This is a genomic window from Streptomyces sp. NPDC002935 (genome assembly GCF_040611295.1).
Lineage (GTDB): Bacteria > Actinomycetota > Actinomycetes > Streptomycetales > Streptomycetaceae > Streptomyces.
Genome location: NZ_JBEXNW010000020.1, coordinates 21,366 through 44,221, shown reverse-complemented (window position 1 = coordinate 44,221; position 22,856 = coordinate 21,366). Strand labels below are relative to the sequence as shown.

Genomic DNA, 22,856 nt, shown 5'->3' with positions numbered 1-22,856 from the left:
CCATGACCCCGGCACGCCCCGCCCTGGACCCCGAACTCCGCGAGCTGCTGGCCGACATGCCCCTCATGTCCCAGCTCACCCCGGAAACGCTCGCGCAACTGCGCCGGCTCCCCCCGGCACCGGTCGACACGCTCCTCGCACACCGGCAGGCCGACCGGCGCGAGATCACCGTGCCGGCCAAGGACGGGGCCCGGATCCGCCTGTCGGTCTTCAGCCCCGCGCACCCCGGCCGCACCGCCGCAGCGCCCTGCGTCTACTGGATCCACGGCGGCGGGATGGTCATGGGCGACCGCTTCTCGCAGATCGACATCCCGCTGGAGTGGCTCGACGAGTTCGGCGCCGTCGTCGTCTCCGTGGACTACCGGCTCGCACCGGAAGTCACCGGCACCACCCTGGTCGACGACTGCTACCAAGGTCTGCTCTGGATCGCCGAACACGCCGCCGAACTGGGCATCGACCCCGCCCGGATCATCGTCGCCGGCGCCAGCGCGGGCGGCGGCCTCGCCGCCGGCCTCACCCTGCTGGCGCGCGACCTCCACGCCCCGGCGATCGCCGCGCAGGTGCTGATCTGCCCCATGCTCGACCACCGCAACACCAGCGTCTCCAGCCGCCAGTACTCCGGCGTGCCCGGCGTCTGGACCGGCGAGATGAACGCGTTCGGATGGCGCGCCGTCCTCGGCGACCTCACCCCCGACGAGATACCCCCCTACGTCTCGCCCGCGCTGGCCGACGACCTCTCGGGCCTGCCCACCACCTACATCGACACCGGCTCCGCCGAAGTCTTCCGCGACGAGGACACCGACTACGCCACCCGTATCTGGGCGGCCGGCGGACAGGCCGAACTCCACGTCTGGGCAGGCGGCTTCCACGGCTTCGACGCCCTGTACCCGCAGGCACCCATCTCCGCCACAGCCCGCCGGACCCGCACCGACTGGCTGGCACGGCTTCTGCACCCCAGCCGCACCGCATGACGCGGCCGGCGCCTCAGCCCGTTCTCGAGGCCCCGACAGTGATCACGCCACGGTGCCCCGCGCGGTACGGATACGAGGGCGCCGTGGCGGCACGGGGGCGGGTCAGCGTCCTCCGCGGAGGTGGTCTCCGCCTGGGACTGCGCGGCCGCCGTCGCGGACAGCGTCTGCCCGGCGTCGATGTCGTCGGCTTCGCTGTCCAGGACCGCGGTGTCACCGGCCCCGGACTCGTTGCGCAGACGCGGGCATGGCCAGACGCCCTTACGGCCAACATGCGCACCCTCGAGGAGCGACTCAAAGCCGCCCGCTTTGACCTGGGTTTCGGGAAAGTGGCAGTTGGTCACGGAATCCCGGCGCGGCGTCGTCAGAGCGCCAGGCCGTGGGCAAGGGCGGTCATCACGGCCCGGGTCTTGGTCTCGCCGCTTCGCGGCAGGCCGACGTTACGCTTTCGCAGGGCCTGTTCGAGCAGCTTCTCGGCCTCGGCCGCGTCGGCGATGCTTGTACGCACCGAGACCTCGAGGAAGCGCAGGTCCTTGGTGGTCCACTCCTCGATGGCCACGGAGCGGGGCAGAGTGTCCCAATCCTGCTTCCACTTGACAGCGCGCACCGGGCCGAGCGCCCTCAGATCCTTGAGGTCGCCCTTCTCCAGCCCGACGGCATCGTGCAGGAGGTGGCGGTGCGGCTTGGCGAGGAGCTGGTCCAGTGCCCCGCGCTCGGGCCTGAGCGCCGACTCGACAAGTTCTGCTTCGACCTTCCGGTCGGCCTGCAGCGACGCGGACAGCACGGGCGTGAAGGCGGGACCGGTTCGGTCCTCCTCGATCGTGAACTCCCAGTCCTCGTCCTCATCCTTGAGGTTCTTCTGCCAGTCGGGCGGTAGCGGCGGGCACGGCCGCAGCTTGACGGTCATGTCCGTTTCGCGCTTGGACTCGTGGTCCCCGTCGTCCAGACGCAGGCGGAAGATAACCCCGCGGTCGAGGAAGGGCAGCGAGATGCCGTCGCTGCCCATCCTCGGGCTGTCCCAGAAATAGATGGCGCGACTGCGGCCCTCGCCGTCCTGGAGCTCGAGCGCAGCGCTCGCCTCCCGGGCCTGGTCCCCGAAAAAGCTGATCTTGATTTCCGCGGCCGTGGCCGTCGAGGTCTCTGCCATGGTGCTGTTATCGCATGACATATGGGGCCTTGTACTATGCGTCACCGGTTCGGCCGACGAGTGGCGCCGTCTATTCGCCCTCCCGGAGCACGCGGCCGACCAGTTCGTCCTGCGCCGCGCTCCGCGTCGGCGAATTCGACGGTGCGGTCGTCCACCGTCACGGTGCACTCAAATCCGTCCGGTACACCGGGGACGGGCTCTCGGCCCGGCCGTCGCCGACGGCGGCGAGGGGGAGACGTTCCAGTTCGGCCGCGTCGGGCCGCCCCCGGTCACCGCCGTGATGCTGGGCGCCATGGCCATGCTCCGAACCGCACACCGGGCGGGTGAACATCGACGATGGGCCGTCCCACCAGGGCAAGGCCGGGAATAACGCCAAAAGTGGACGGCGGTCGGCAAGGCCCCGCTGCTCCGCTACCGCAGCGGGCAAATCCTGCACCAAGCCGCTCCCACTGGCACGACCCACGCCGGGCCGTGCCGTTCCCATCACATTCGGAGGATGACCCATGCCGCTGAACAAATACGGTGTGCTGGCCGCTCGCGCCGTCGACCGGCGCCGGGAGGGATCCAGCGACACCCCGCACTACCAGATCCACCTCACCGACGACGCCGGTACCCACTACCGGGCCGCGGTCAACGTCGAGTCCCAGCAGGCCCCCTCAGAGCTGCTCTACCTGGCCGACGACAACTTCCACCATCCCCTGACGGAGCTGCTCCCACCGGCCGGCAGCGGATGGAACGCCCTGCCGTCGCAGCCGGGCACCGCAAGCGTCGACTTCATCCGCGGCAACCTCTTCGATCCCGCCTCGATGCGGACGCTCCCGCCCGATCTTCCGGGCGCCGACAACGACCTGGCCGACCTGCTCGACCACTACGTGCAGCGGGTCATCGCCGATTCCACCGCCGCCGTCTACGCCTTCGGGCAGCGATGGGGTCCCGAGACGGACAAGGCCGACAAGGTGTTCGGGTTCCGGCCCGGCAACGGCGTCCACGACATCCACATGAACCAGGGCAGCAGCGGGCGCTTCAAATCCGACAACGGGGTCTGGCAGGACGGCGCCCTGCTCCTGCACCTGCCCGCCGAAAACCGCTGGGTCGCCGTCTTCCTGGCCTTCCAGTCCCAGGCCTGGCACACAGACGACACCACCGGTCACCCCATCCACACCGCGCCGCCCCGCCCCAGCAGCCGTGAGGAACCGCTGCGGATCATGGCTGCACTGGTCAATCCCGTTGGCCCGGCGCCCGAAGCCGAGACCGTCACCGTACTCAACACCTCACCTGCCCCCATCAACCTCCAGGGCTGGCAGCTCACTGACCAGAACCGACAGGCCATCGTCCTCCCCGCCAGCCCACTCCCGCCCGGCGCCGCACTTGCCGTCCCTGCCAGCAACGGATTCCACCTCGGCAACCGAGGCGGCACCATCACCCTCCTCGACCCCGACGGCCTCAAAGTCCACGGCGTCTCCTACACCGCGCGACAAGCCCAGCGCGAGGGTCAAACCATCACCTTCTGACACCATCAACCCGCAAGGATCCACAACCGGTACGCCCCGTCGGCCTGGGTCGGCGGGGCACCCTGCCCAGGGTCATCAGGCCAGGGCGCACCGGACGTCTCTATGGCGCGGGGGCAGTCCGCGGACGATAACGCCACGGCGGACGACCTGACGGCTTCAGGGCCTCGGGGTCTTGGAGCCGTCCGGTTCCGGGTCAGGGGGCGGGCGTCCCACGTCCGACAGCGTCTCGCGGGCCCGTGCGTCGACGAAGCGGGTCACGAGATGCTGGGAAGCGCCGAAAATGACGGCCCAGGCCATTATCTGCGGGCTGGAATCCAGATCGCTCAGACCGGGAATGAACGCACCCCTGATGAGCAGCACTCCTATGAACGCGGTCAGAGCCCCGGTGGGGAATTTCAACAGGGCTGCCGACAGCGGCAGCATATAAGGAGTACTCGTCCCCTGAATCCGGCGTAGAGACGCAATGACCGTGAGAGCCGCACCAGCCAGTCCTGCCGCCTCGATGACGAGAACGTCGACTCGCTGGGCGTAGTCACTCGGAACGCTTTTCGGGTTCAGGAGAACCTCCCCGGAAGGGCATGCGGCGAACTTCTTTCCCTCAGGGAGGAAGCACATGTTCAGTGAATCGGGGCAGTACCAGCCCCAGGCTGCGAGCCCACCCGCACCGAGGAGAACGAAGAAGGTCGCAATCCGCAGAATCAGGCTGAGGCTGCGAACTCTGCTGTATTCGGCATCCAGCGCATTATAAGAGGCGCCCAGAGCGAGGACGAGGAGCTCGCGGTCTCCCGGCAGCGGTCCTTTCGCCCCCATGCGCTCCGTGACCGCCTCCACCTTCACCCGAAGCGGGTCGGCCGGGCGAAGATGGTGTTCAACGTGGCTCAGCACGTCGGCGCTTCGGCCGGGCAGGTCTTCTTCCGAACACAGCCTGAGCAGCATCACGTCGGTCGCACGTACATTGGCCCAGGTCCTCTCGAGAGCCGCGGCTCCCGAGAAGAGGCGGCGCCGCGCGGAGATGGCGTTGCCTGCCTCTTCCAGTTGCCGCGCGATCCCCTCCAGTGTCTTTTCCCGCTGACATTGCTCAGCTCGGTCCTCTACTGCTCGACACTTCTCGCGATCTGCTTGCTGTTCCAGGTAGAGAATGCGTGCGGCAGCTCGCTCGCGCCAGGCTGTTCTATGAGTCCTGAACAGCTCCTTAGGTAATTTGGGGAGCTGAGCCACGTTCTTTCGTTGGGTCGGCTCGTAGAAGTGATCGCGCTTCGGTTGACCTGGCGCCGGCGTGCGCCTGAGTATGAGCGAAGCGACCCACAGGAGAATGAAGACAGCGACGCTCCCTCTGGGTTTTTTCGTGCTTTCTGAACCGTTGAAAGCTTTCCCATTGGTCATCCCGACCTCCAGTAAAGACTCCCCTCCTCAGCGTAGGACGGAAAGCCAGCAGGTGCACGTCAAGAAGTGCGTGCCTGGACTGGGTCTCTGGGTATCCGTGTTGGCGGCTGCAACAGCCTGCACATGTCTCTAGACAGACCATATATAGGCTATGTAGAGTACGAGTATGGTGACGTTGCGGATGACCCTGCAGACCCAACTGGTCCTGCGGGCTTTGCTGGAGGACCCCGCGAGGCAGCGCTACGGCCTGGAGCTGTGCGAGCTGGCGGGACTGCCGTCGGGCACGATCTATCCGATCCTGGCCCGTCTGGAACAGGCCGGCTGGGTGGACAGCACCTGGGAGGACCCGGCGGTGCACGAGCAGGCGGGCCGGCCGCGGCGGCGCTTCTACCGGATCACACACGACGGCGCCGAGCAGGCCCGTGACGCCCTGGCACGTGCCTACCGGTCCCGCAAGCAACCGCTGCCGGGATGGGCGGCGGCCCGCCCGGCCACGGACGGGGGAGTGTCATGAACGGTGCGCGGTTACGGACGTGGCGCAGCAGGCGCGGGGATCGTTGCCCGTCCTGTGACGATCTGCTGGCGAGCGTCCGAGTCCACCATCCCGCCGCAGATCCGGTGCTGCTTCAGCGGGCCTATGCGGAGGCCGCTCGGTGGCACCAGGGCCATCTCCGCCGCAGCGGAGCCCCGGTGCTCACGCACTGCGTGACCGTCGCCGCCATCGTTGCAAACTGCGGCATGCCGCCCGACGTGGTGTGCGCCGCCCTGCTGCACGACCTCGAGGACACCGCCTGCCCGCCCGAACGCATAGCCGAGCTGTTCGGCCCGTACATCGCTGACCTCCTGCGGGCGATTCCGGCCGCCCCGCTCGACCTGTCGCCCTCGGCCGCCACCCGGGAAGTACCTGGCAGTGCGCCATCGTTCGAGGCCGCCGTGCTGGCCATCCGACTCGCCGACCGGCTGCACAACATGCGCACCATCGCGTTCCTGTCCCAGGCCACCCGCCATCGCAAGGCCCGCGAAACCGTCGACGTATTCGCCCCGCTGGCACACGCAGCGGGCCTCGACCACGTCAGCCGCGAACTGCACGACCTGGCCTCCGCCGTTCTTCGCAGCCCGGTTGCCTCCTACGCTGTCACCGGACGGACACTGGCCCTCCTGGCGCTGCTGCTGCCTTCCCGTCAGCGCTCCCGGTGGCAAGAGGAATGGACCGCCGAACTGGCGGCCCACCCCACCCGGCGGACTCGCGCCCGCTACACCCTCCGCGTGCTGTGGCACACACCACGCCTGTCGGTGACGCTGCGGCGCCCCGTCGGGAAGGAGCAAGCATGGTGAGCGTTCTCGCCCGTGCTGGAAGCGTGCTCGGAGCCGCGGCGGCCGCATGCGCGATGGCCTTCGTCGGCGGTGGTCTGCCAGCCTGGATGACCGTGGCACTGTGCGCCGGGCTTCTCGCCCTGGCCGGGGCCGTGTTGTTCTGGCCCAGTGACACCCCCGCCCGACGCCTGGCGCATCTGATCCAGGCTTGGAGGAGCGCCGGGCCGCCTCAGCCGGAACAGCCCTCGAGGTCCGTGATTTCGCCGGAGGGAGAAGGTCTGTGACACGCGGCCCCTTCAGCATGATCTAGCGCGGAACCCCGGGCGTTCACGCCCGGGGTGAATCGCATCTCTGGATTGCTCTGACAGTGATGATGTCCGTGGTGACGCCGCTGGCGGGTCTGACCCGTGCTCTGACTGACCCGGGCGCGTGCAGGGGTCTGCACTGTCGTGGCCTCAGCTGTCTACAGCGGGCGCTTCTGGTTCTCGATGTACTCCTTGATGATGCTGAGCGGGGCGCCGCCGCAGCTCGCCGCGAAGTACGAGGGTGACCAGAAGTGCGCGCCCCACAGGTACTTGCGGATGTGGTCGGGGTACTCCTGGCGGAGTCTGCGGGCGGAGACGCCTTTGAGGGAACCGACCAGCTTGGAGACCGAGACCTTGGGCGGGTAGTGCACGAGCAGGTGGACGTGATCCTTCTCGCCGTTGAACTCGACCAGTTCGGTTTCGAAGTCGGCGCAGACGCCTCGCATGACTTCCTCGCAGCGTCGCAGGATCTCGTCGGTGAACGGCCCGCGCCGGTACTTCGGAGTGAAGACCAAGTGAGCATGGAGAGTGTGGACGACCGTGCGACCCCTACGGATATTGGGGTTTGGTTCCCATCGTGGTGACATAGATCAACTGTAGTACGATGGCCCAGGTGAAGATCGTCGTGCAAGTCAAACTGGTGCCGGATGCCGCGCAGGCATCCGCTGTCGGCGCGACCTTGCACACGGTCAACGACCGGGCCAACTGGGTGTCGGAGGTGGCTTTCGCCCGTGGTGTGCCGCGCGAGTACGAGCTGCGCAAGCACACCTACGCCGAGCTGAAAGCGGCCGGTCTCGGAGCACAGGCCGCGCAGCACACGATCAAGAAAGTCGTGGACGCCTACACCGCGTTGCGGGCGAACCTTCGGGCGGGGAACCTCGGCAAGCCCGGCTCGAAGCGCCGGAAGAAGGCCGAGTCCAAGCCGGTCGCCTTCCGCCCCGAGGCCGCGCACCCGTTTGACGACCGGTGCCTGTCCTGGCAGTACGACGCACAGACCGTCTCGATCTGGACCACCGCCGGACGGCTCAAGAACGTCCGGTTCGTCTGCTCCCCGGACGCGCTCAAAACTTTACGGGAGTACCGCAAGGGCGAATCGGACCTGCTCGAACGTGACGGCGTCTTCTATCTGATCGCCGTGTGCGAGGTTCCCCAGGCCGAGCAGTACGAGCCCGACCAGTTCATCGGTGTGGACCTGGGCATCACCAACATCGCCACCACGTCCACCGGATACCGGGCGGCCGGTCGCGGCCTGAACCGGCACCGTGACCGGCAGCTCGACCTGCGGAAGAAGTTGCAGGCCAAGGGCACCAAGTCCGCTCGGCGACGGCTCAAGAACCGGCGCCGCAAGGAAGCGCGGCACGCCGCGAACGTCAACCACACCATCGCGAAACAGATCGTGACCGAGGCTGAACGCACCTCGTCCGGCATCGCCCTGGAAGACCTGGGCGGAATCCGGCAGAGGGTACGGCTCCGCAAGCCCCAACGGGTCACGCTCCACTCCTGGGCCTTCCACCAGCTCGGGCAGTTCGTTGAGTACAAGGCACGCCGGGCAGGCGTCCCGCTGGTGTACGTCGATCCGGCGTACACCAGCCAGGAATGCGCCGAGTGTCATCACATCGAGAAGAAGAACCGGGTCGACCAGGCCCTCTTCATCTGCCGGAAGTGCGGGGTCGTTGCCCACGCCGACCGGAATGCTTCCCACAACATCGCCGCTCGCGGTGAGGCTGTGTGGATTGCGGGGCGTGAGTCACGCGTCCCGGCACCTTCCTAGGTGTCTGGACGGAGGAGGCCACACCACAACCAGTGGTGCCCTACCTCCAAGCCCGGTCGTATACAGCCGGGTCAAGTTGACTGCGGTGCGTTTCACTGTCCGCCATGGAGCTCACGCAAGAGACCGTCAACGACCTGCTGGCCCAACTCGGCCCGGGCGACGGCTACACGTACCTGCCCGGCGACCTGGACCCGCAGGACCTGACCGACCTGCTCGCCGACAGGTACGGCGCCCCGCGCACCCTCGTCCTCGACGGCTTCACCGATCCGACGCTCGACGAGTCCAGGGGCGCGGCTCTTCTCGTCCCCTTCGAGGACCGGGCCGTGAAGATCCGGGCGTGGGCGTACGGGGATCAGTGGGTCGGCACGGGTACGGCGCGGGACGCCGAGGGGGCCGAGCGGCCGGTGCTGGCGGTCGCTCACAGGGAGGTGCCAGAACCCTTGGCGGTCGCTCCGGAGGAGAACGAGGACGTCGACTGGATGGAGCGGCTCAGAGGGATCACCGGCTGGACGCAGCCCGCCCGGCGGCCGGACGTGGACTGGGCGGAGATGGAGTCGCGCCTGGGCACCGCGCTGCCGAGCGACTACAAGCGCATGGTCGAGACATTCGGCCAGGGCGCCTTCGACGCTTTCCTGGACCTGAACCAGGAGCCGTGGACGCATCTCAGGCAAGACGGGCTGCTCATCTGGGCGGGCACGGAGCACGAGGACCTGTACTGCTGGAGGGCCGACGGCGACGACCCCGACCGCTGGCCCGTCGTGGTCCAGTCCTTCGACGGCGAGCACTTCCCCTTCGACTGCCAGGCCGCGGAGTTCGTCTGCCGCATCCTCATCGACCCGCACCACCCGTTCACGATGGCCCGCTATTTCGACACCCACTGGTTCATGAACTACCGGGAGAGCGAGAGCGCCTGAACTTGCCGAGGCAGCCCACTGCCTCGTGCACACCGGACGGGCATCGACGCACCGGCCGCCACCCGCTCGAAACGCACGCAGCACCAGCCCGGCGTGCCGGACGGCTCCATCGCCGAGACGGACTCACCGCGACGCAGCCACGACATCACCCAGAACCGAAAACCTCAGTAGCCGACGGGCCCGGGCCGGGCCCGCACCCGGGCTCGGTCACGGAACCACGCAACCGACCCCACCAGCACCGCCACCCCCAGCCCGTACGCGGGCAGCCACAGAGTCGTCGTGGCCGACAGGCACTCGGCAACGGTATTGCCGGCCCGGGCCTCCTGCGCGAACGCCAGGGCGGCACCGTCACTGCCGGCCAGGTTCCCCAGCGTGGCTCTCACATGGAGGGCCTCGTACCTGCCCATCAGCTCGCACCCGCTGCGCGTGTCCGGCATCGGGAACAGCCAGGCCCGGCGCTGCAGCAAGGGCGCAAGCGCGATCGCCACACACAAGCCGACGACCAGCGCGTACGCGACCAGGCCGCGCATGTACGCCGAGCGGATGTCCGGCGTCCACTGCGCCCGTCGATGGAAGGCGATCATCACCGCAAGGAGCGTCACCCCGATGTAGGTGGCGAACCACTGCCAGGAGCCCTGGGCGAGCGAGAACGTCAGCACCGCGGCGAGTCCGATGCCGATGACCCCGGGAGCGGGAATGTCATCGCCTGCCGCGACGGATGCCGGCCTCGGGGTCACACGGGGGCTGGGATCACTCACGGGCTTCTCCTGCGGGGGGAGGCACCAGCATCCGCAGAGGGGATCCGCAGTTCCGGGCACCATGCCGTACGAGCCAGGCGCCTCGCCCGGATGGCCCGCACCCGGCCGGCCGCGCGGACCACCGGCCGGCAGCGCGTCCCTTCCCGAGCGGCATCCTGCCGGGCGGCCCCGGCAGGGCAGGCCCGGACCTCAGGAAACCCGGAGCCGACCCGCACGCCTGTCTCCCCGTCCGTGTCAGGCGACCAGATCGTAGATGCTCCGGGCCGTCAGCCACAGCCCGACGAGCAGCGAGAGCGTGACGATCAGCTGCTCCTGGTGCTGCTCCAGCCAGGTGCGCAGGGCGTTCAACCGGGCGTTGGCGGCCGCGGGCGCCCAGACCGTGTACATCTCCATGACGATGAGGCTGAGCGTGGCCAGCAGACAGTAGCCGGTCAGGGCGAGCCAGTCGGAGAGGGTGGAGAGGTCCGCGTCGACGGCGGTCGCGGCGCCGGCGCCGACCATCGCCCAGGGCTGCAGCAGCCATGCCAGGCCGGCTGCCGTGGCCGGGGAGGCGTTGTCGATCCGGGCGGTCCAGCGCGGCGGGCCGTGCGGGCGGGGCGGCCGACGGCGCCGGTGCGCGCCGTACAGCACCAGCACCACGCCGATGGCGAGTTTCACGGCGATCGAGGCGGTCGAGGGCACGCTGTGACGGGCCGGGGGCTGACCGCCGGTCAGCAGCACCACACAGGCGATCACCGCAACCAGGTTGGCCAGCCACGACAGCAGGAACGCCAGGCCCTGGCGGACGCCGCGCCGCGAGGAGAGCAGCAGGATGAAGGCGCTGTTGTGCAAAGGCCCCAGGGTGATGGCCGTGCCGATCACGAGCAGGTCGAGGACCATCGGGTCAGTCGCTCCTGGGTATCGGGGGTCGTCTGCCGCCTGTGAACGAGCGGGCAGGTCGGCAGAATCGCGCGGCGCTGCTGCGCTGCTGCGCATCCCGACCCTGCAGGGGGCGGACCGGCCGGTCAAGCAGGCCACGCCCACGACCTCGACAGCAAGGCCGATGAGCAGCCGAGTCGCTGCTCCCGGTCCTCCGGATTCCGACCGGCCTCGGGCGAGGACCGGCAGCCGAGAGCTCGGTACTTCTGCCAGAGCCTGGTACCTATGCCCGATGCGGACCGGCGAGGCGCTCGGCCAGGAACTCGCGCTCGGCGTCGTTCCCGGTCAACGCCAGCGCCTGGCGGTAGGCGATCGAGGCCTCCTCCGAGCGGCCCAGCCGATGCAGCAGGTCCGCCTTGATCGCAGGCAGGTACTGGTATCTCGCGAGTCGACCGCCCATCTCCAACTCCACGACCTCTTCCAGCGCCTGCGCCGGCCCGGAGACCATCGACACCGCCACCGTGCGGTTCAACGCCACCACCGGTGAGGGCCACACCGACAGCAACGCGTCGTACAGCGTCACGATCTGCGGCCAGTCCGTCTGGCCGAAGGACGGCGCCTCGGCGTAGAGCGAGGCGATCGCCGCCTGCAGCACATAGCGGCCCGGCCGCCCGCCGCGCAGCCCGTCCACGATCAGGTCGTGTGCTTCGGCCATCGCCGAACGGTCCCAGAGCGATCGATCCTGGTCCTCCAGACGCAGCAGACGACCGTCGACATCGACCCGGGTGGCGCGCCGGGCGTCGGTGACCAGCAGCAGGGCGAGCAGCCCTCGCACCTCTCGCTCGTCGGGCATCAGCTCCCGCAGCATCCGGGCCAGCCGCAGCGATTGATCCACCAGGTCCGTACGCACCAGCGACGCGCCGGACGGCGCGGTGTGCCCGGCGGTGAACAGCAGATGGACCACGCCGAGCACCGCGCGCAGCCGATCCGGCAGCTCAGCAGCTCCAGGGAGCCGGAGGGGGATCCGCGCAGCCGAGATCTTCTTCTTCGCCCGGGTCATTCGGGCGGCCATCGTCGGCTCCGCCACCAGAAACGCCCGGGCGATGTCGGCGGTCGTCGCCCCGCACACCAGCCGCAGCGTGAGCGCCTCCTGCGCCTCCTGCGCCAACGCCGGATGGCAGCACATGAAGATCAGCCGCAACCGCTCGTCCGGTACCACGTCCTGCGGCTCGACGGCGGGTTCGTCGAGGGCCACCTCGGCCTCCGCCTCCACGGGCTCCAGCAGCAGCGGGAGTTTCGAGCGCAACGTCCGCTCGCGCCGCACTGCGTCCGTCGCGCGGCGCTTTGCCGCGGTGGTGAGCCAGGCCGCCGGGTTGTCCGGGATCCCCGTCGCGGGCCCAGGCCGCCAGGGCCGCGGCATACGCCTCCTGCACGCATTCCTCGGCCAGGTCCAGGTCGCGCACGACGCGCGCCGTCGCGGCGAGCACCAGGGCCCACCCGCGTCGGTGCGCGTCCGCGACCGCAGCTTCGACGTCTGCCGGAGGCGTCATGCCGTAGCGGGGCGATCCGAGATGAAGCCGCCTTCGACGGGCCGCACCTCGACACCGCCGCCCTGCTGGGTGGCGGGACTGGCCCGGGCGATCTTCAGCGCGGCGTCCAGGTCGGGCGCCTCGATGACGGCGAAGCCGGCGATGACCTCCTTGGCATCAATGAAGGGGCCGTCCGTCACCACGTCGCCGTGGACCGAGGTCGCGGTGTCGGCGGCGGGCTGCAGCGCGAACGCCGCGACCAGGGTCCCGGACTTGACCATGTCCTCGAAGTGGCGGTCATGGGCCTCCCGCGCCCCGGGAACGACCTCGGTCTCGTCGACGGGGTCCTTCGCGTAGATGAGGATCGCGTACTGAGCCATGGCGGCTGTCCTTCCGACTGGTTGTTGCCTCACGCCCTTACGTCGAACGGCCGGCCCGGATTCGACAACCCTGGTCAAAACTTCTTCGGCCGGTACCCCGCAACGTGACGATCTGCGCGGAGGGCTTGGATCCGCCCCCCGTTGCTGCGGCCGGCCCCGCTCGGGTCCACTGGTATCACAAGGAGGACAGCGTCTGGCCTGTACCGGATGACCGGTTTCGCCGGGGGAGACGGAGGTTGCGGCGCGGTGACCTCCCGTGCGGACAGAGCATTCCTGCCCAGGCCCGATGAACAGCCGGTACCGGCGGGTGAACGCCTTCTGCGCGTTGCCGATCTGGCCGGCGAGTGGACGTCCAGTACTGACCGGGAGCTCCTGCGCGATGCGGACTCAGCCGCCGTCGCGAGATTCCGTGGCCACGATCGCGGCGCCTCGGGCCGCACGGCCGCCGCTGCACAGCAAGGGCGCCCAGGCCGCCGCGGCGGCCGCCAGGTCGTCTCCGCACGTGCTGCCGGGGCGTGGCCGGGCCGCGGTGCCGAGGACGACACGGTCGGGGCGGAGCAGGACGGCCCCCGCGCCGCCCATCCACCGCACCAGAGCACCGGTGCCCGGATCGCCGCGGTGTGCGACGCCGCCCGTGCCGGGCTGTTGTCGCCGGGGGTCGTGCAGGTGGATGACGCGGGCGTCCAGCGCTCGTACCAGCGCGTCCAGGGCAGGACCGGGCGGCGCGGTGGCCAGGAGCGCGAAGTCCTCGCCGAGCAGGTCGTCCAACAGGCGGGGAATGCCGTCCGAGTCGGGGACGAGGGGCTGGGGGCACAGCGTCCCGGGGCGCGGGTGACCGAGGCGGCGGGAGCCGACCAGGGGGCCTGGTCTCAGCGGCGGGCTGACGGCGGACAGTACGAGGCCGGAGGCGCCCGGCAGGCGGGAGAGGGCAGGCAGGACGGCAGTGCGGGCCAGTGCGGTGCCCTTTCCACCGCCGGTCATGACAGCGCCGATGGCCACAGCGGTGCGGATCAACTGCCGGGCGTGGTGATGGCGTTCCACCTGGTAGGTGTCGAGCAGGGCCTCACTTGCGTGGCCGGTGAGGACTCGGGCGAGTTTCCAGGCGAGGTTGTGGGCGTCGCGCATACCGGCGCCCATTCCTTGTCCGATGAAGGGAGGTGTGAGGTGGGCGGCGTCACCGAGCAGGAACACGCGGCCGCTGCGCCAACGGTCGGCGACCTGGGCGCGGAAGGTGTAGGAGGCGGTGCGCAGGACGTGCAGTTCGTCCGCGGGGATGCCTCGCGTCCAGGGGGCGATCAGCGCGAGCAGACGCTCGCGGTCGGTGAGCTCCTCCGGCTGCTCACCGGTGCGCAGCCGGAACTCCCAGCGGTAGCGGTCCTCACCGACGCGCATGTAGGTGGCAGCCCGTTGCGGGTCGCAGATCTGGTGGACGCCGTCCCAGGCGGGCAGCGGCAGGCTGCAGCGGACGTCTACGACCAGCCACTGCTGGGGCCTGGCCAGGTCCTGCATCCGAGAGCCGATGGAGGCGCGGACCATGCTGCCGGCGCCGTCGCACCCCAGGACGGCGTCGGCCAGGATCGTGCGGGAGACTCCGGTGTCCTCGTCCCGAAAGGTCACCTGCACCGGGGCGCCGCTGTGCGGGGGCTTGGTCACGGCGGTGACCTCGACGCCTCCGCACAGAGTGACCAGGGGGTGTTTCTCGAGGTTGTCCCTGAGCAGCTGTTCGAGTTCCGGCTGGTCGAACATGTTGGCCTGGGGAAAGCCGTGCCATCCGTCGGGGTTGTCGCGGAGGAACTCGGCCAGCACTCGGTGCGAGCCGCTCAGCAGGCGCATGCCGCGGGCGGGACGGGCGATCGCGCTGAACGGCTCATGGATGCCGACGGCCTGGAGGATGCGGTGCACCTCGTCGTCCAGGTGGACCGCGCGCGGCAACGAGTACGGGGCGCGGTGGCGCTCCAGGACCAGGGCCGGCACGCCGTGGCGGGCGAGCAGGGTGGCGACGGTCAGCCCGGTGGGCCCGGCACCGATCACTGCGACGGGCACACGCTCACCGGCGTCGGCGCTCACTTGCTCAAAGCTTTCATCAGGCCCAGCAGCCGGGCACGGTCGATTTCGTTGTCCTCGCGCAGCGCGGAGATCGCCTGCAGGAGCGCACCCGGCGACGGGCTGGTGCCGAGGAAGTCCCGGGTGGCGGGCGGGCCCCACTGGGCCAGGCCGGAGGCGGACATGGCGGCCCAGCCGGGATCCAGGGAGTCGTCGAAGACGTCGCCGTCGGCGAAGTGCTCCAGCATGAAGCGGTCGGGGTCGCGCCAGTAGTCGAAGATCTGGCTGCCCTGGATGTGCCGGCCGATGCCCCAGGAGTGGTGGTAGCCGCGTTCGCGCAGGTACTCGCCGCCGGCGGCCAGCGTGTCCAGGTCGGCGACCTGATAGGCGGAGTGGACATAGCCCGTGTCGGGGCTCAGGTGCATGGCCAGGGTGTGGTGGTCGGCGGGTTCGCTGCCGCGGTCGCAGCGGATGAAGGCCATGGTGGGGCCGCGGTCGCGCTGCCCGTCCAGAAAGAGGAAGTCGCTGACGATCAGACCGAGGTGCTGCAGGTACCAGTCCAGGGCCCGCCGGAAGACCCGGGTGGAGAGCACCACATGCCCCAGGCGCTGCACCTGGGAGGGCCGGCGAGGAGGACGCTGGGTGGCGTTGATGCGGGCGGCGGCGGTGCCCGTGTTGAGGACGAGGGGTTGTTGCAGGGGCTGTGCCGGCTCCTCGGTGACGCCGTGTACGACGCGGACCGGGATGCCGGAGGGGTCGAGCAGATCCACGGCACGGCCTCCGCCGTACTCGGTGAGGGGCCGGACCTTGTGGCCGGTGGCGTGGGCCAGCCGGTCGAGGTCGGCGGCGTCGGCGGCCTGGAAGGCGGGGCCGATGAACCGGGAGGTGGGGCCGCGGCGGATCACCAGGCAGTGGGGGCCGGCCAGGGCGCCGCGCAGATAGAGGGTGTCGTCGGTACGGGCGGCGGTGGAGAACCCGAAGTCGCGGGCGAAGGTCTCGGCGCGGTCCAGGTCGGGCTTGGTGAACTCCAGCCAGGCCAGGTCGGCCACCTTGATGACGGGCTGGGCCGCGCGGCCGGGGTGCTCGCCGCGCAGGGCACCCTGTTCGCTGTGCAGTCCCTGGTGGGCGTCGGCGGTGGGGACGGGGCTGGATGTCGGGTCGTTCATGGGGATTCCCTTCCTGTGGCTCCACGGCCTCTGGGGGTGAGGGTGGGACCCGGCCCGCCGGCTGCGGCGGCGATCGGCGGGCCGGGTGGCACGGCAGGTGAGCGGTTCCTACCGTGCGAGCAGGGTGTCGAGTGCCGTGGTGAGTTCGGCGGCCGGGTCGGTGGCCGTGCCATGGGCGCGCCAGCCGATGAAGCGGTCCGGGCGCACCAGGACAGCGCCGTGCGGGGTGTGCCCGCGTGCGGCGGTCCAGGTGGAACGCAGGTCCCGGTAGTCGCCGTGCACATGGCCGACCCGGATCGCGTCCAGCGGCAGCCCGCTGTCCGCGGCGATCTTCTCTGCGGCTTCGCACCAGGCCTGACCGTCCTCTCCTGCGATCAGCAGGAAGCGACCGGGACGGACCAGACGGGCCAGGGCCACGCGATGGCCGTCGAGGTCCTCCAGCCACGCGTGGGGCAGCGGGTGCCCGGGGCGGGCGGCGGGCTGGTAGATGCGGACGGGGTCGGGGTTCACGGATGCGGGAGTGCCGTCCGGGACGACGGCCGCGGAATCGTAGATGTAGCCGAACTCGACGCCCAGTTCGTTGAACTCCATGGACTGGGCGGCCACGGTGGCCAGGAAGCTGCGGCGGAAGTCGGTGTCGGCGGGGTCCTCGCTCCACAGGCGGCGGGCTTCCCGCCAGTTCTCCTCCTCGCCGGCCTGCGGCCCGCCGCCGAAGAGGGCGTTGATCGCGATGTGGTTCATGGCGTTTTCCAGCGAGCGCTGGACGTTGGCGGCGTCCGCCGGGCGCCGCTCGGGCTCGTAGGTGTCCAGCAGGGCGTCGCCGGCATGGCCGTTCAGGACAGCGGCGAGTTTCCAGGTGAGGTTCTGGACGTCGTGCATGGCGGAGGTCAGGCCGAGGCCGCCGGTGGGCGGATGGCGGTGGGCGGCGTCCCCGGCGATCAGGACGCGGCCGGCGCGGTAGCGGTCGGCGACCACGCCCTCCAGGGACCAGCGGGAGATCATGTGGACCGTCAGCTGCTCCTCGTCCAGCCCCAGCGCCGTGCGCAGGTCGGACAGTACGGACTCGTCGTCCAGCGCGCGGCCGTCCTCGGACCCGTAGTTGAGGTGGAAGACCCACTCCTCGGACTCGGGGCCCCAGTGGTCGGGGCCCATGGGCACGAGCACGCCCGGGATGCCGAGGTCGGGCAGCCACAGCCAGCGGATCAGCACGTCGGGGTCGGTCGCCACCTGGGACAGGTCGGCGGAGATGTGGAAGGAGACCACGCGGGCGAGGTCGCGCACGCCCTCCTGCACGATGCCCATGGCGGGTCCGACGGTACGGCCGCCGTCGCAGCCCAGCAGGTATCGGGCCCGCACCCGGTAGGTCTCGCCGGTGTCGCGGTCGGTGACGGTGGCGGTGACGCCCTCGTCGTCCTGGGCGAGTTCGGTCACCTCGTGGTGGAACCGGACCCGGGCGGGCGCGAGTTCCTCGGCGCCGGCGCGCAGGACCGGCTCCAGGCGGATCTGGGGCAGGTTGGCCTGCCGCTCGGGGCTGGCCGCGAGCCACTCGGCGGAGTCCCCGCCGGCCCCCCATGCCTCCATCTTGGCGACGCGGCGGCCGTAGTCCTCGTGGTCGCCGGTCAGGCCGACGTACCAGGCGGTGTGGGACATCTGCTCGGCCGGGGTGGAGGCGGCGTAGATGGTGTCGGCCACGCCGGCGTCGCGCATGGCCTCCATGGCACGCTGGTTCAGGACATGGGCCTTGGGCAGGACAGAGGTGCTGGGCCAGGCGGTGACCAGCAGGGACTCGACGCCGATACGGCTGAGCAGCATGGAGGCGGTGAGTCCCGCACCGCCTCCGCCGACGATGAGGACGGGCACGTCGATGTCGTTCATGGGTGACTCCGTGAGGTGTCGCGGCTCGGGGCCAATGGCAGGGGACGGCTCAGGAGAAGCGGGGGAACAGCGCATGGGCGTTGTCCGGTCGACGGCGTGGTGGCTGCCGGACAGGGCGCTTGCGGCCGGGCGGTCCCGGCCGCGCTTGCTGACGGCGCGGCCACGGGGTGTGGGCCTGCTAGCCGCCGGCCAACAGGACGAGATGGGCTGCGGTCAGAGCGCCCACGACGGCGGCCGGCAGGCAGCGGGCGGCCGGGTCGCCGCTGCGCAGGTGTACGACGACGGCGCCGGCCATGAGCAGGATCAGGCCCACTGAGGCGGCGGCACCGAACCCGGAGTTCCGCAGGCCGGCCAGCAGCCCGGCCGCGGCCGCCACCTCCAAGGCGCCCAGCACACGGTAGTGGGTGGTGGTCATGCCGACGTGGGCCGCGGCCTGCCGCATCGCGGGGACTGCCGCGAGCTTGGCCGACCCCACCAGGAGGAAGAGTGCGGCGAGGACGACGGCCAGGATGGTGGTAGTGGTGCTCATGGGGGTTCTCTCTGTGGGCGGGGGTTGGTGTGCTGCGATCCGGAAGCGGGTCGCTGCGGCCCAGGTCAGGTCATGTGCCGGAGGCGTACTGCCAGTTGAGGACGTACCGGTCGAGGGCTGCGGTGACGTTGCGCCGCTCCCCCTCGTCGGCAGGGGCGGGTACCGTGACGCGGACCTCTCCGTCGTGCGGCCGGCACACGATCCGTTCCGGGTCGCAGGGCGCGCCCTGGGCGGCCAGTTCGGCCAGGACCGCGCGGCGGGTGGCGTCCAGGCGGAGGCCGAGCTTGTAGGGCTTGCCGACCGCGGTGAGCGGGATGGCGTCGATCACGATCACCTCCCGTGGCGCGGCGGCGCGCTCCGGGGCCCGTTCGGTGGCCCAGGTGAGCAGCTCGGCCGGGTCGACGTGCGCGCCGGGGGTGAGGGTGACGTAGGCGACGGGCACCTCGCCGGCGTGCGGGTCGGGGCGGCCCACCGCCGCGGCGGCGGTGACCTCGGGGTGGGCCAGGAGGGCGTCCTCGATCCCGGCGGGGTCGATGTTGTGGCCCCCGCGGATGATCAGATCCTTGGCGCGGCCGGCGAGATGGATGAAGCCGTCGGCGTCGATGCGGGCCAGGTCACCCGTGTCCAGCCAGCCGGCGCGGATCTTCCCATCGGTCTCCAGTCGTGGCCCGTGGGCGGTGTGCTCGGCGACGTAGCCGGCGAAGACCACGGGGCCGCTGACGGCGAGGACCCCGGTGGCGCCCGGCGGCAGGTCGTGCCACTCGCCGGTGTCCGGGTCGATCCGCACAGTCTTGACCTGCTGGTAGGGCAGGCGCCGGCCGACGGTGCCGGGCCGGGTGTGACCGGGCAGGCCGAGAGCGGAGGCGCAGGTCGCCTCGGTCAGCCCGTAGCCCTCGCACAGCGGGACGCCGGCGCGCTCCTCGAAGGACTCCCGTATGGCGGGCGGCAGCGGGGAGGCGCCGACGGCGGCGAACCGCATGCTGGAGATGTCCGCGTCGACGGGGACGCGAGCGAGGACGGAGTACACGGTGGGCACTGCCGACATGGCGGCGATGCGGTAGTGCTCCACCAGCTTCCAGAACACTCCGTACAGCTCGGGATCGCGGTAGCCCAACGGCCCGGCCCACACCACCTGCTGACCACGCAGCAACGGGCCGAGCAGGGTGACGATCAGGGCGTTGACGTGGAACAACGGCAGCGCCGCGAACATCACCGAGTCCTCGGCGAGAGGAATACTGGCGGCCACCGACCAGGCGTCGACTACTTCATTGGCGTGCGTGTGTGCGGCCAGCTTGGGAGTCCCGGTGGTGCCGCCGGTGTGGAAGTAGGCGGCCAGGTCGTCGGCAGTCGGGGGCTCGATGTCCACCAGCTTGTCGGCGGGGTGGGAGGCGGCCAGCTCCGCGAGATAGCCCACGCGTATGCCCTCGATGGGTTCCAGAGCGGGAGCAGGGCCGTCGGTCATGGTGGGGGCCATGGCCAGCAGCGCGTCCAGGCGCAGCGAGGCGGCGACCTGCCGGGCCGTGGCCCACATCTGCGCGTCCAGTTCCGGACCGGCGGCGACGAGCACGCGCACCCCGCCGCGCCGCAACAGCTGCTCGACGTGCTCGGACGCCAGGCCCGGGTTCACCGGGGCGGCGATGCCCGCGGCCTGCGCGGCCAGCAGGGCGGCGGGGAGTTCCACGGTGTTCGGCGCGAGCAGACCCACGGCGGCGCGGCGGGTGACGCCGAGCGAGCGCAGCAGGTTGGCGGTGCGATGCACCTGGTCGTGCAGTTGCGCGAAGGTCACGCAGACGGGTCGCAGGAAGCGCGCGGCATCCGGGAGCACCGCCATGGCCGGACGGTCGGGCCACAGGCGGGCAGCGCGGAGCAGGGCATCGTAGGTGGTGGCGGGAAGACCGCGATCACGCAGCGGGACGGCCTCGACGGCGGTCAGGTCTGCGGGGCTGTCGCAGAGGGGCCACAGCAGGTCGGTGGGTGTGAATGTCACCGGTGCGCCTTTGCAGGGTGAGGAATGGGGTCAAGTGGCCGGGCCCGGTACGGGGATGCCGGGCCCGGCCGGCCCGGGCGGGGGTCCCGGGAGTCTCAGCGGGCGCGCACGACCGTGCGCTGCTCGCCGAGGTCGAGGACGCCGTCGTCGCTCGCAATGCGGGCTGTGACGATGTCGCCGTCCTTGAGGTAGTCGGGGTTCGCCTGCTGGCGGGCGAAGAACTTCTGCCAGCGCTTGTGCGGGGGCAACAGGGCGGCGAGCGTGGCCAGGAGCTTCCCCGGTGACTTCAGCGCGGTGCCGCCAGGCGTTCCGGTGAGCAGGACGTCACCGGGCTGCAGGGTCTGGAAGCGGGCCAGCAGGGTGAGCGCCGTCGCGGGCCGGACGATCATGTCCATGGTGGTGCGGTCCTGCCGGGTGGCCTCGTTGACCTTCAGCGTGAGCCGCAGGTCCGGCAGGCGGGCCAGGTCGTCGGCGTCGACCAGGAGCAGCCGAGGGCCCAGCGGGGTAAAGGTGGGGTAGGACTTGGACTCGTAGAACTGGGTCTTGGGCAGCTGTAGGTCGCGGGCGCTGACGTCGTCGGCGACGACCAGCGCGGCGACGTACTCCGCCAGGGTGGAGTCGGTGACCTCGGTGCCGACCGGGAGATTTGTGCCCATCACCAGCCCGAGCTCCACCTCATAGTCCAGGAAGCGCACGTGCTGCGGACGCACGATGTCCTGGTAGGGCCCGCTGACGGACCCGGAGGCCTTGCGGAAGAAGGCAGGGGGGACGGTGTCCGGGTCGAATCCGGAATCCACCGCGTGGGAACGGTAGTTGACCATCTGCGCCACCACTCGGCAGGGGGTGGTGACGGGCGACAGCAGCTCGGCTTCCCCAGTGGAAAGCCCCGCGTCGGGGTCGGCCGCGGCGCGGGCGGCCGCCTCCTGCACGGCCAAGCGGTCGGCGAGCAGGCCGCCGGTGGTGTCCGCTTCGGTGTCCACGCGGTGCAGCCGTCCTTCGCTGCTCTCCACCCACCAGCCGTCTGTGGTGCGGACGACCTGGATACTCATCGGCTCTCCTGAGTCCTGGACAGGCATCGACCGGATCGCTCCCGCGAGCAACCTCCGGTCACTAGTGATGAAAGAATCAGCCCAGATGACATCATCGTCAATCACTATCAGTTCTGATGTAATAATCAGAACTGATCTACCGGGTAAGGTGGGGCGATGAGTACCGACCGACAGGGCGGGGTCCACAGGACGCCCACCCGCGCGCCAAATCGCCTGGACCGGCGCAAGGCGCGCACGCGAGCCGCGCTGGTCGCCGCCGCGCAGCGGTTTCTGGCCGCGCAGGGGCGGACCGACGTGAGCATCCAGGAGATCACCGAGGCGGCGGACGTCGGCTTCGGCTCCTTCTACAACCACTTCACCAGCAAGGACGAGCTGTTCGACGCCGCAGTCGCCCTCACTTTGGAGCAACACGGCGCACTTCTGGACTCCGTCGTGGGCGGCCTGAAGGACCCGGCGGAGATCTTCGCCGCCAGCGTCCGGCTGACCGGCCGCCTGCAGCGCACCCACCCGCAGATCGCCAGAATTCTCGTGCGCACCGGCATGGCCTACCTGACCTCCGACAGCGGCCTGGCCCCGCGAGCCATGCGGGACCTGCAGGCGGCCGCCGACAACGGACGGCTGGACATCGACGAGGCACACACTGCGGTCGCCATGGCCGGTGGCGCCCTGCTCGGCGTGCTACACCTCCTGGAGGCCGGCCCCGACCTCGATGCGGAGTGCGTCACCGACCAACTGGCCTTCCGTCTTCTGTGCATGTTCGGCATGACGCGCGCCGAGGCACAGGAGATCGCCACCCGGCCCCTGCCCTCGCTACCCGCCGCCACCTGAGATGGGCGACGGTGATAGATGAGGGAAAGGCCGACGCGGCACGGTTGCGGCCGGCGCCGTCAGCGTCTGTCGCATCTTGCCGGGCCAACCACCCCGGCACCGATCCGCATACGGCCGCATAAGCATGATCACCTCGACGAGCGAGCTCCTTTCACACCCACGGGGGTCCGGCTCACCCTGCGGGCACGTCCATCACGGCAGACCAGATCCGGGCTGAGGACTGGTGCCGCCGCGCCTCGTGCCAGGCCCGCTTGTCACCGTCGCACGCGTCGTTCTTCGGCTTCTTGGGCGGGGCGGTGACCTGGCGGGGGAACTCCTTGGCCAGCCCCGCGTACCCGGCGTCGACCTGGGACATCACCGAGGGGTTGAGTCGGAGCTGTTCGGCGAAGCCCTCGGTGCGCAGGGCCGTCTGGTCGTGCATCCGGCCGGGCCGGACCACCCCGGACAGCAGCATGCGGCCCTGCCTGTCGCTGAACGTGGTGGTCTTGATCGTGTTCTGTCGGCGCTTGCCCGAGACGAAGGCCCGCCGCCCGGGTCGGCC

21 protein-coding genes are annotated in these 22,856 nt (G+C 70.3%); 7 read left to right on the top strand and 14 right to left on the bottom strand.

Going from position 1 to position 22,856, the window contains the following annotated elements; all coding sequences use genetic code 11:
• Nucleotides 1-2 precede the first annotated feature (2 nt).
• Nucleotides 3-971 (top strand): alpha/beta hydrolase, encoded by a 969-nt coding sequence (locus ABZX90_RS25750; protein WP_355208467.1) that lies wholly within the window; start codon nucleotides 3-5, stop codon nucleotides 969-971.
• A gap of 361 nt (nucleotides 972-1,332) precedes the next feature.
• Here the strand turns inward: ABZX90_RS25750 and ABZX90_RS25745 are convergent, their stop codons facing one another.
• Complete coding sequence (locus ABZX90_RS25745) at nucleotides 1,333-2,115, bottom strand: hypothetical protein (protein WP_355208464.1); 783 nt, start codon at nucleotides 2,113-2,115, stop codon at nucleotides 1,333-1,335.
• Between the two features lie 503 nt (nucleotides 2,116-2,618).
• On the opposite strand from ABZX90_RS25745, the gene ABZX90_RS25740 reads away from it, so the two are divergent.
• Nucleotides 2,619-3,626, top strand: a complete 1,008-nt coding sequence (locus ABZX90_RS25740) for a DUF2278 family protein (RefSeq protein WP_351131337.1) — start codon at nucleotides 2,619-2,621, stop codon at nucleotides 3,624-3,626.
• Nucleotides 3,627-3,782: 156 nt separating this feature from the next.
• Here the strand turns inward: ABZX90_RS25740 and ABZX90_RS25735 are convergent, their stop codons facing one another.
• Nucleotides 3,783-5,009, bottom strand: coding sequence for a hypothetical protein (locus ABZX90_RS25735; RefSeq protein ID WP_355208460.1), 1,227 nt, complete (start codon nucleotides 5,007-5,009; stop codon nucleotides 3,783-3,785).
• Nucleotides 5,010-5,190: 181 nt separating this feature from the next.
• Here ABZX90_RS25735 and ABZX90_RS25730 point away from each other — a divergent pair, with 181 nt between their 5' ends.
• Both ABZX90_RS25730 and ABZX90_RS25725 read left to right on the top strand, forming a co-directional pair.
• Nucleotides 5,191-5,523, top strand: a complete 333-nt coding sequence (locus ABZX90_RS25730; protein ID WP_355208458.1) for a PadR family transcriptional regulator — start codon at nucleotides 5,191-5,193, stop codon at nucleotides 5,521-5,523.
• Nucleotides 5,481-6,344, top strand: coding sequence for an HD domain-containing protein (locus ABZX90_RS25725; protein WP_355208455.1), 864 nt, complete (start codon nucleotides 5,481-5,483; stop codon nucleotides 6,342-6,344). Before ABZX90_RS25730 ends, ABZX90_RS25725 begins: the two co-directional genes overlap by 43 nt.
• A gap of 442 nt (nucleotides 6,345-6,786) precedes the next feature.
• Here the strand turns inward: ABZX90_RS25725 and tnpA are convergent, their stop codons facing one another.
• On the bottom strand, nucleotides 6,787-7,215 hold the full coding sequence (gene tnpA / locus ABZX90_RS25720) for an IS200/IS605 family transposase (protein WP_355208452.1): 429 nt from the start codon (nucleotides 7,213-7,215) through the stop codon (nucleotides 6,787-6,789).
• A 17-nt stretch (nucleotides 7,216-7,232) separates the two neighbouring features.
• On the opposite strand from tnpA, the gene ABZX90_RS25715 reads away from it, so the two are divergent.
• Both ABZX90_RS25715 and ABZX90_RS25710 read left to right on the top strand, forming a co-directional pair.
• Nucleotides 7,233-8,399: a transposase gene (locus ABZX90_RS25715; protein WP_351131343.1), complete on the top strand. Its 1,167-nt coding sequence runs from the start codon at nucleotides 7,233-7,235 to the stop codon at nucleotides 8,397-8,399.
• Between the two features lie 104 nt (nucleotides 8,400-8,503).
• Nucleotides 8,504-9,313, top strand: a complete 810-nt coding sequence (locus ABZX90_RS25710) for a hypothetical protein (protein WP_355208449.1) — start codon at nucleotides 8,504-8,506, stop codon at nucleotides 9,311-9,313.
• A gap of 164 nt (nucleotides 9,314-9,477) precedes the next feature.
• Here the strand turns inward: ABZX90_RS25710 and ABZX90_RS25705 are convergent, their stop codons facing one another.
• The 10 genes from ABZX90_RS25705 to ABZX90_RS25660 form a co-directional block, all read right to left on the bottom strand.
• Nucleotides 9,478-10,071, bottom strand: coding sequence for a hypothetical protein (locus tag ABZX90_RS25705; protein WP_351131346.1), 594 nt, complete (start codon nucleotides 10,069-10,071; stop codon nucleotides 9,478-9,480).
• 234 nt (nucleotides 10,072-10,305) lie between these two features.
• Nucleotides 10,306-10,950, bottom strand: a complete 645-nt coding sequence (locus ABZX90_RS25700; protein WP_351131348.1) for a GAP family protein — start codon at nucleotides 10,948-10,950, stop codon at nucleotides 10,306-10,308.
• Between the two features lie 262 nt (nucleotides 10,951-11,212).
• Complete coding sequence (locus tag ABZX90_RS25695) at nucleotides 11,213-12,349, bottom strand: DUF6596 domain-containing protein (RefSeq protein WP_355208445.1); 1,137 nt, start codon at nucleotides 12,347-12,349, stop codon at nucleotides 11,213-11,215.
• Nucleotides 12,350-12,475: 126 nt separating this feature from the next.
• A complete protein-coding gene (locus ABZX90_RS25690) occupies nucleotides 12,476-12,838 on the bottom strand; it encodes a YciI family protein (protein WP_355208442.1) in 363 nt (120 codons plus the stop codon).
• 387 nt (nucleotides 12,839-13,225) lie between these two features.
• Nucleotides 13,226-14,905 (bottom strand): bifunctional 3-(3-hydroxy-phenyl)propionate/3-hydroxycinnamic acid hydroxylase, encoded by a 1,680-nt coding sequence (locus ABZX90_RS25685; protein ID WP_351131351.1) that lies wholly within the window; start codon nucleotides 14,903-14,905, stop codon nucleotides 13,226-13,228.
• Entirely contained in the window at nucleotides 14,902-16,047 is a 1,146-nt protein-coding gene (locus ABZX90_RS25680) for a VOC family protein (protein ID WP_351131353.1), read from the bottom strand. Before ABZX90_RS25680 ends, ABZX90_RS25685 begins: the two co-directional genes overlap by 4 nt.
• Nucleotides 16,048-16,155: 108 nt before the next feature.
• Complete coding sequence (locus ABZX90_RS25675) at nucleotides 16,156-17,922, bottom strand: FAD-dependent monooxygenase (RefSeq protein WP_351131354.1); 1,767 nt, start codon at nucleotides 17,920-17,922, stop codon at nucleotides 16,156-16,158.
• Between the two features lie 178 nt (nucleotides 17,923-18,100).
• Nucleotides 18,101-18,451, bottom strand: a complete 351-nt coding sequence (locus ABZX90_RS25670; RefSeq protein WP_351131356.1) for a DoxX family protein — start codon at nucleotides 18,449-18,451, stop codon at nucleotides 18,101-18,103.
• Nucleotides 18,452-18,521: 70 nt separating this feature from the next.
• Nucleotides 18,522-20,438, bottom strand: a complete 1,917-nt coding sequence (locus ABZX90_RS25665) for an acyl-CoA synthetase (protein WP_355208437.1) — start codon at nucleotides 20,436-20,438, stop codon at nucleotides 18,522-18,524.
• A 95-nt stretch (nucleotides 20,439-20,533) separates the two neighbouring features.
• Nucleotides 20,534-21,487, bottom strand: a complete 954-nt coding sequence (locus ABZX90_RS25660) for a fumarylacetoacetate hydrolase family protein (RefSeq protein WP_351131358.1) — start codon at nucleotides 21,485-21,487, stop codon at nucleotides 20,534-20,536.
• Between the two features lie 156 nt (nucleotides 21,488-21,643).
• On the opposite strand from ABZX90_RS25660, the gene ABZX90_RS25655 reads away from it, so the two are divergent.
• Nucleotides 21,644-22,315: a TetR/AcrR family transcriptional regulator gene (locus tag ABZX90_RS25655; protein WP_351131359.1), complete on the top strand. Its 672-nt coding sequence runs from the start codon at nucleotides 21,644-21,646 to the stop codon at nucleotides 22,313-22,315.
• A 172-nt stretch (nucleotides 22,316-22,487) separates the two neighbouring features.
• On the opposite strand, the gene ABZX90_RS25650 is transcribed toward ABZX90_RS25655, so the two are convergent.
• Nucleotides 22,488-22,805, bottom strand: a complete 318-nt coding sequence (locus ABZX90_RS25650) for a hypothetical protein (protein WP_355208683.1) — start codon at nucleotides 22,803-22,805, stop codon at nucleotides 22,488-22,490.
• Between the last annotated feature and the right edge of the window lie 51 nt (nucleotides 22,806-22,856).

Coding starts and splice junctions, on each gene's coding strand:
- ABZX90_RS25750 (WP_355208467.1), top strand. CDS start 3: ATGACCCCGGCACGCCCCGCCCTGGACCCCGAACTCCGCGAGCTGCTG.
- ABZX90_RS25745 (WP_355208464.1), bottom strand. CDS start 2,115: ATGGCAGAGACCTCGACGGCCACGGCCGCGGAAATCAAGATCAGCTTT.
- ABZX90_RS25740 (WP_351131337.1), top strand. CDS start 2,619: ATGCCGCTGAACAAATACGGTGTGCTGGCCGCTCGCGCCGTCGACCGG.
- ABZX90_RS25735 (WP_355208460.1), bottom strand. CDS start 5,009: ATGACCAATGGGAAAGCTTTCAACGGTTCAGAAAGCACGAAAAAACCC.
- ABZX90_RS25730 (WP_355208458.1), top strand. CDS start 5,191: ATGACCCTGCAGACCCAACTGGTCCTGCGGGCTTTGCTGGAGGACCCC.
- ABZX90_RS25725 (WP_355208455.1), top strand. CDS start 5,481: ATGGGCGGCGGCCCGCCCGGCCACGGACGGGGGAGTGTCATGAACGGT.
- tnpA (WP_355208452.1), bottom strand. CDS start 7,215: ATGTCACCACGATGGGAACCAAACCCCAATATCCGTAGGGGTCGCACG.
- ABZX90_RS25715 (WP_351131343.1), top strand. CDS start 7,233: ATGGCCCAGGTGAAGATCGTCGTGCAAGTCAAACTGGTGCCGGATGCC.
- ABZX90_RS25710 (WP_355208449.1), top strand. CDS start 8,504: ATGGAGCTCACGCAAGAGACCGTCAACGACCTGCTGGCCCAACTCGGC.
- ABZX90_RS25700 (WP_351131348.1), bottom strand. CDS start 10,950: ATGGTCCTCGACCTGCTCGTGATCGGCACGGCCATCACCCTGGGGCCT.
- ABZX90_RS25695 (WP_355208445.1), bottom strand. CDS start 12,349: ATGCCGCGGCCCTGGCGGCCTGGGCCCGCGACGGGGATCCCGGACAAC.
- ABZX90_RS25690 (WP_355208442.1), bottom strand. CDS start 12,838: ATGGCTCAGTACGCGATCCTCATCTACGCGAAGGACCCCGTCGACGAG.
- ABZX90_RS25680 (WP_351131353.1), bottom strand. CDS start 16,047: ATGAACGACCCGACATCCAGCCCCGTCCCCACCGCCGACGCCCACCAG.
- ABZX90_RS25675 (WP_351131354.1), bottom strand. CDS start 17,922: ATGAACGACATCGACGTGCCCGTCCTCATCGTCGGCGGAGGCGGTGCG.
- ABZX90_RS25670 (WP_351131356.1), bottom strand. CDS start 18,451: ATGAGCACCACTACCACCATCCTGGCCGTCGTCCTCGCCGCACTCTTC.
- ABZX90_RS25660 (WP_351131358.1), bottom strand. CDS start 21,487: ATGAGTATCCAGGTCGTCCGCACCACAGACGGCTGGTGGGTGGAGAGC.
- ABZX90_RS25655 (WP_351131359.1), top strand. CDS start 21,644: ATGAGTACCGACCGACAGGGCGGGGTCCACAGGACGCCCACCCGCGCG.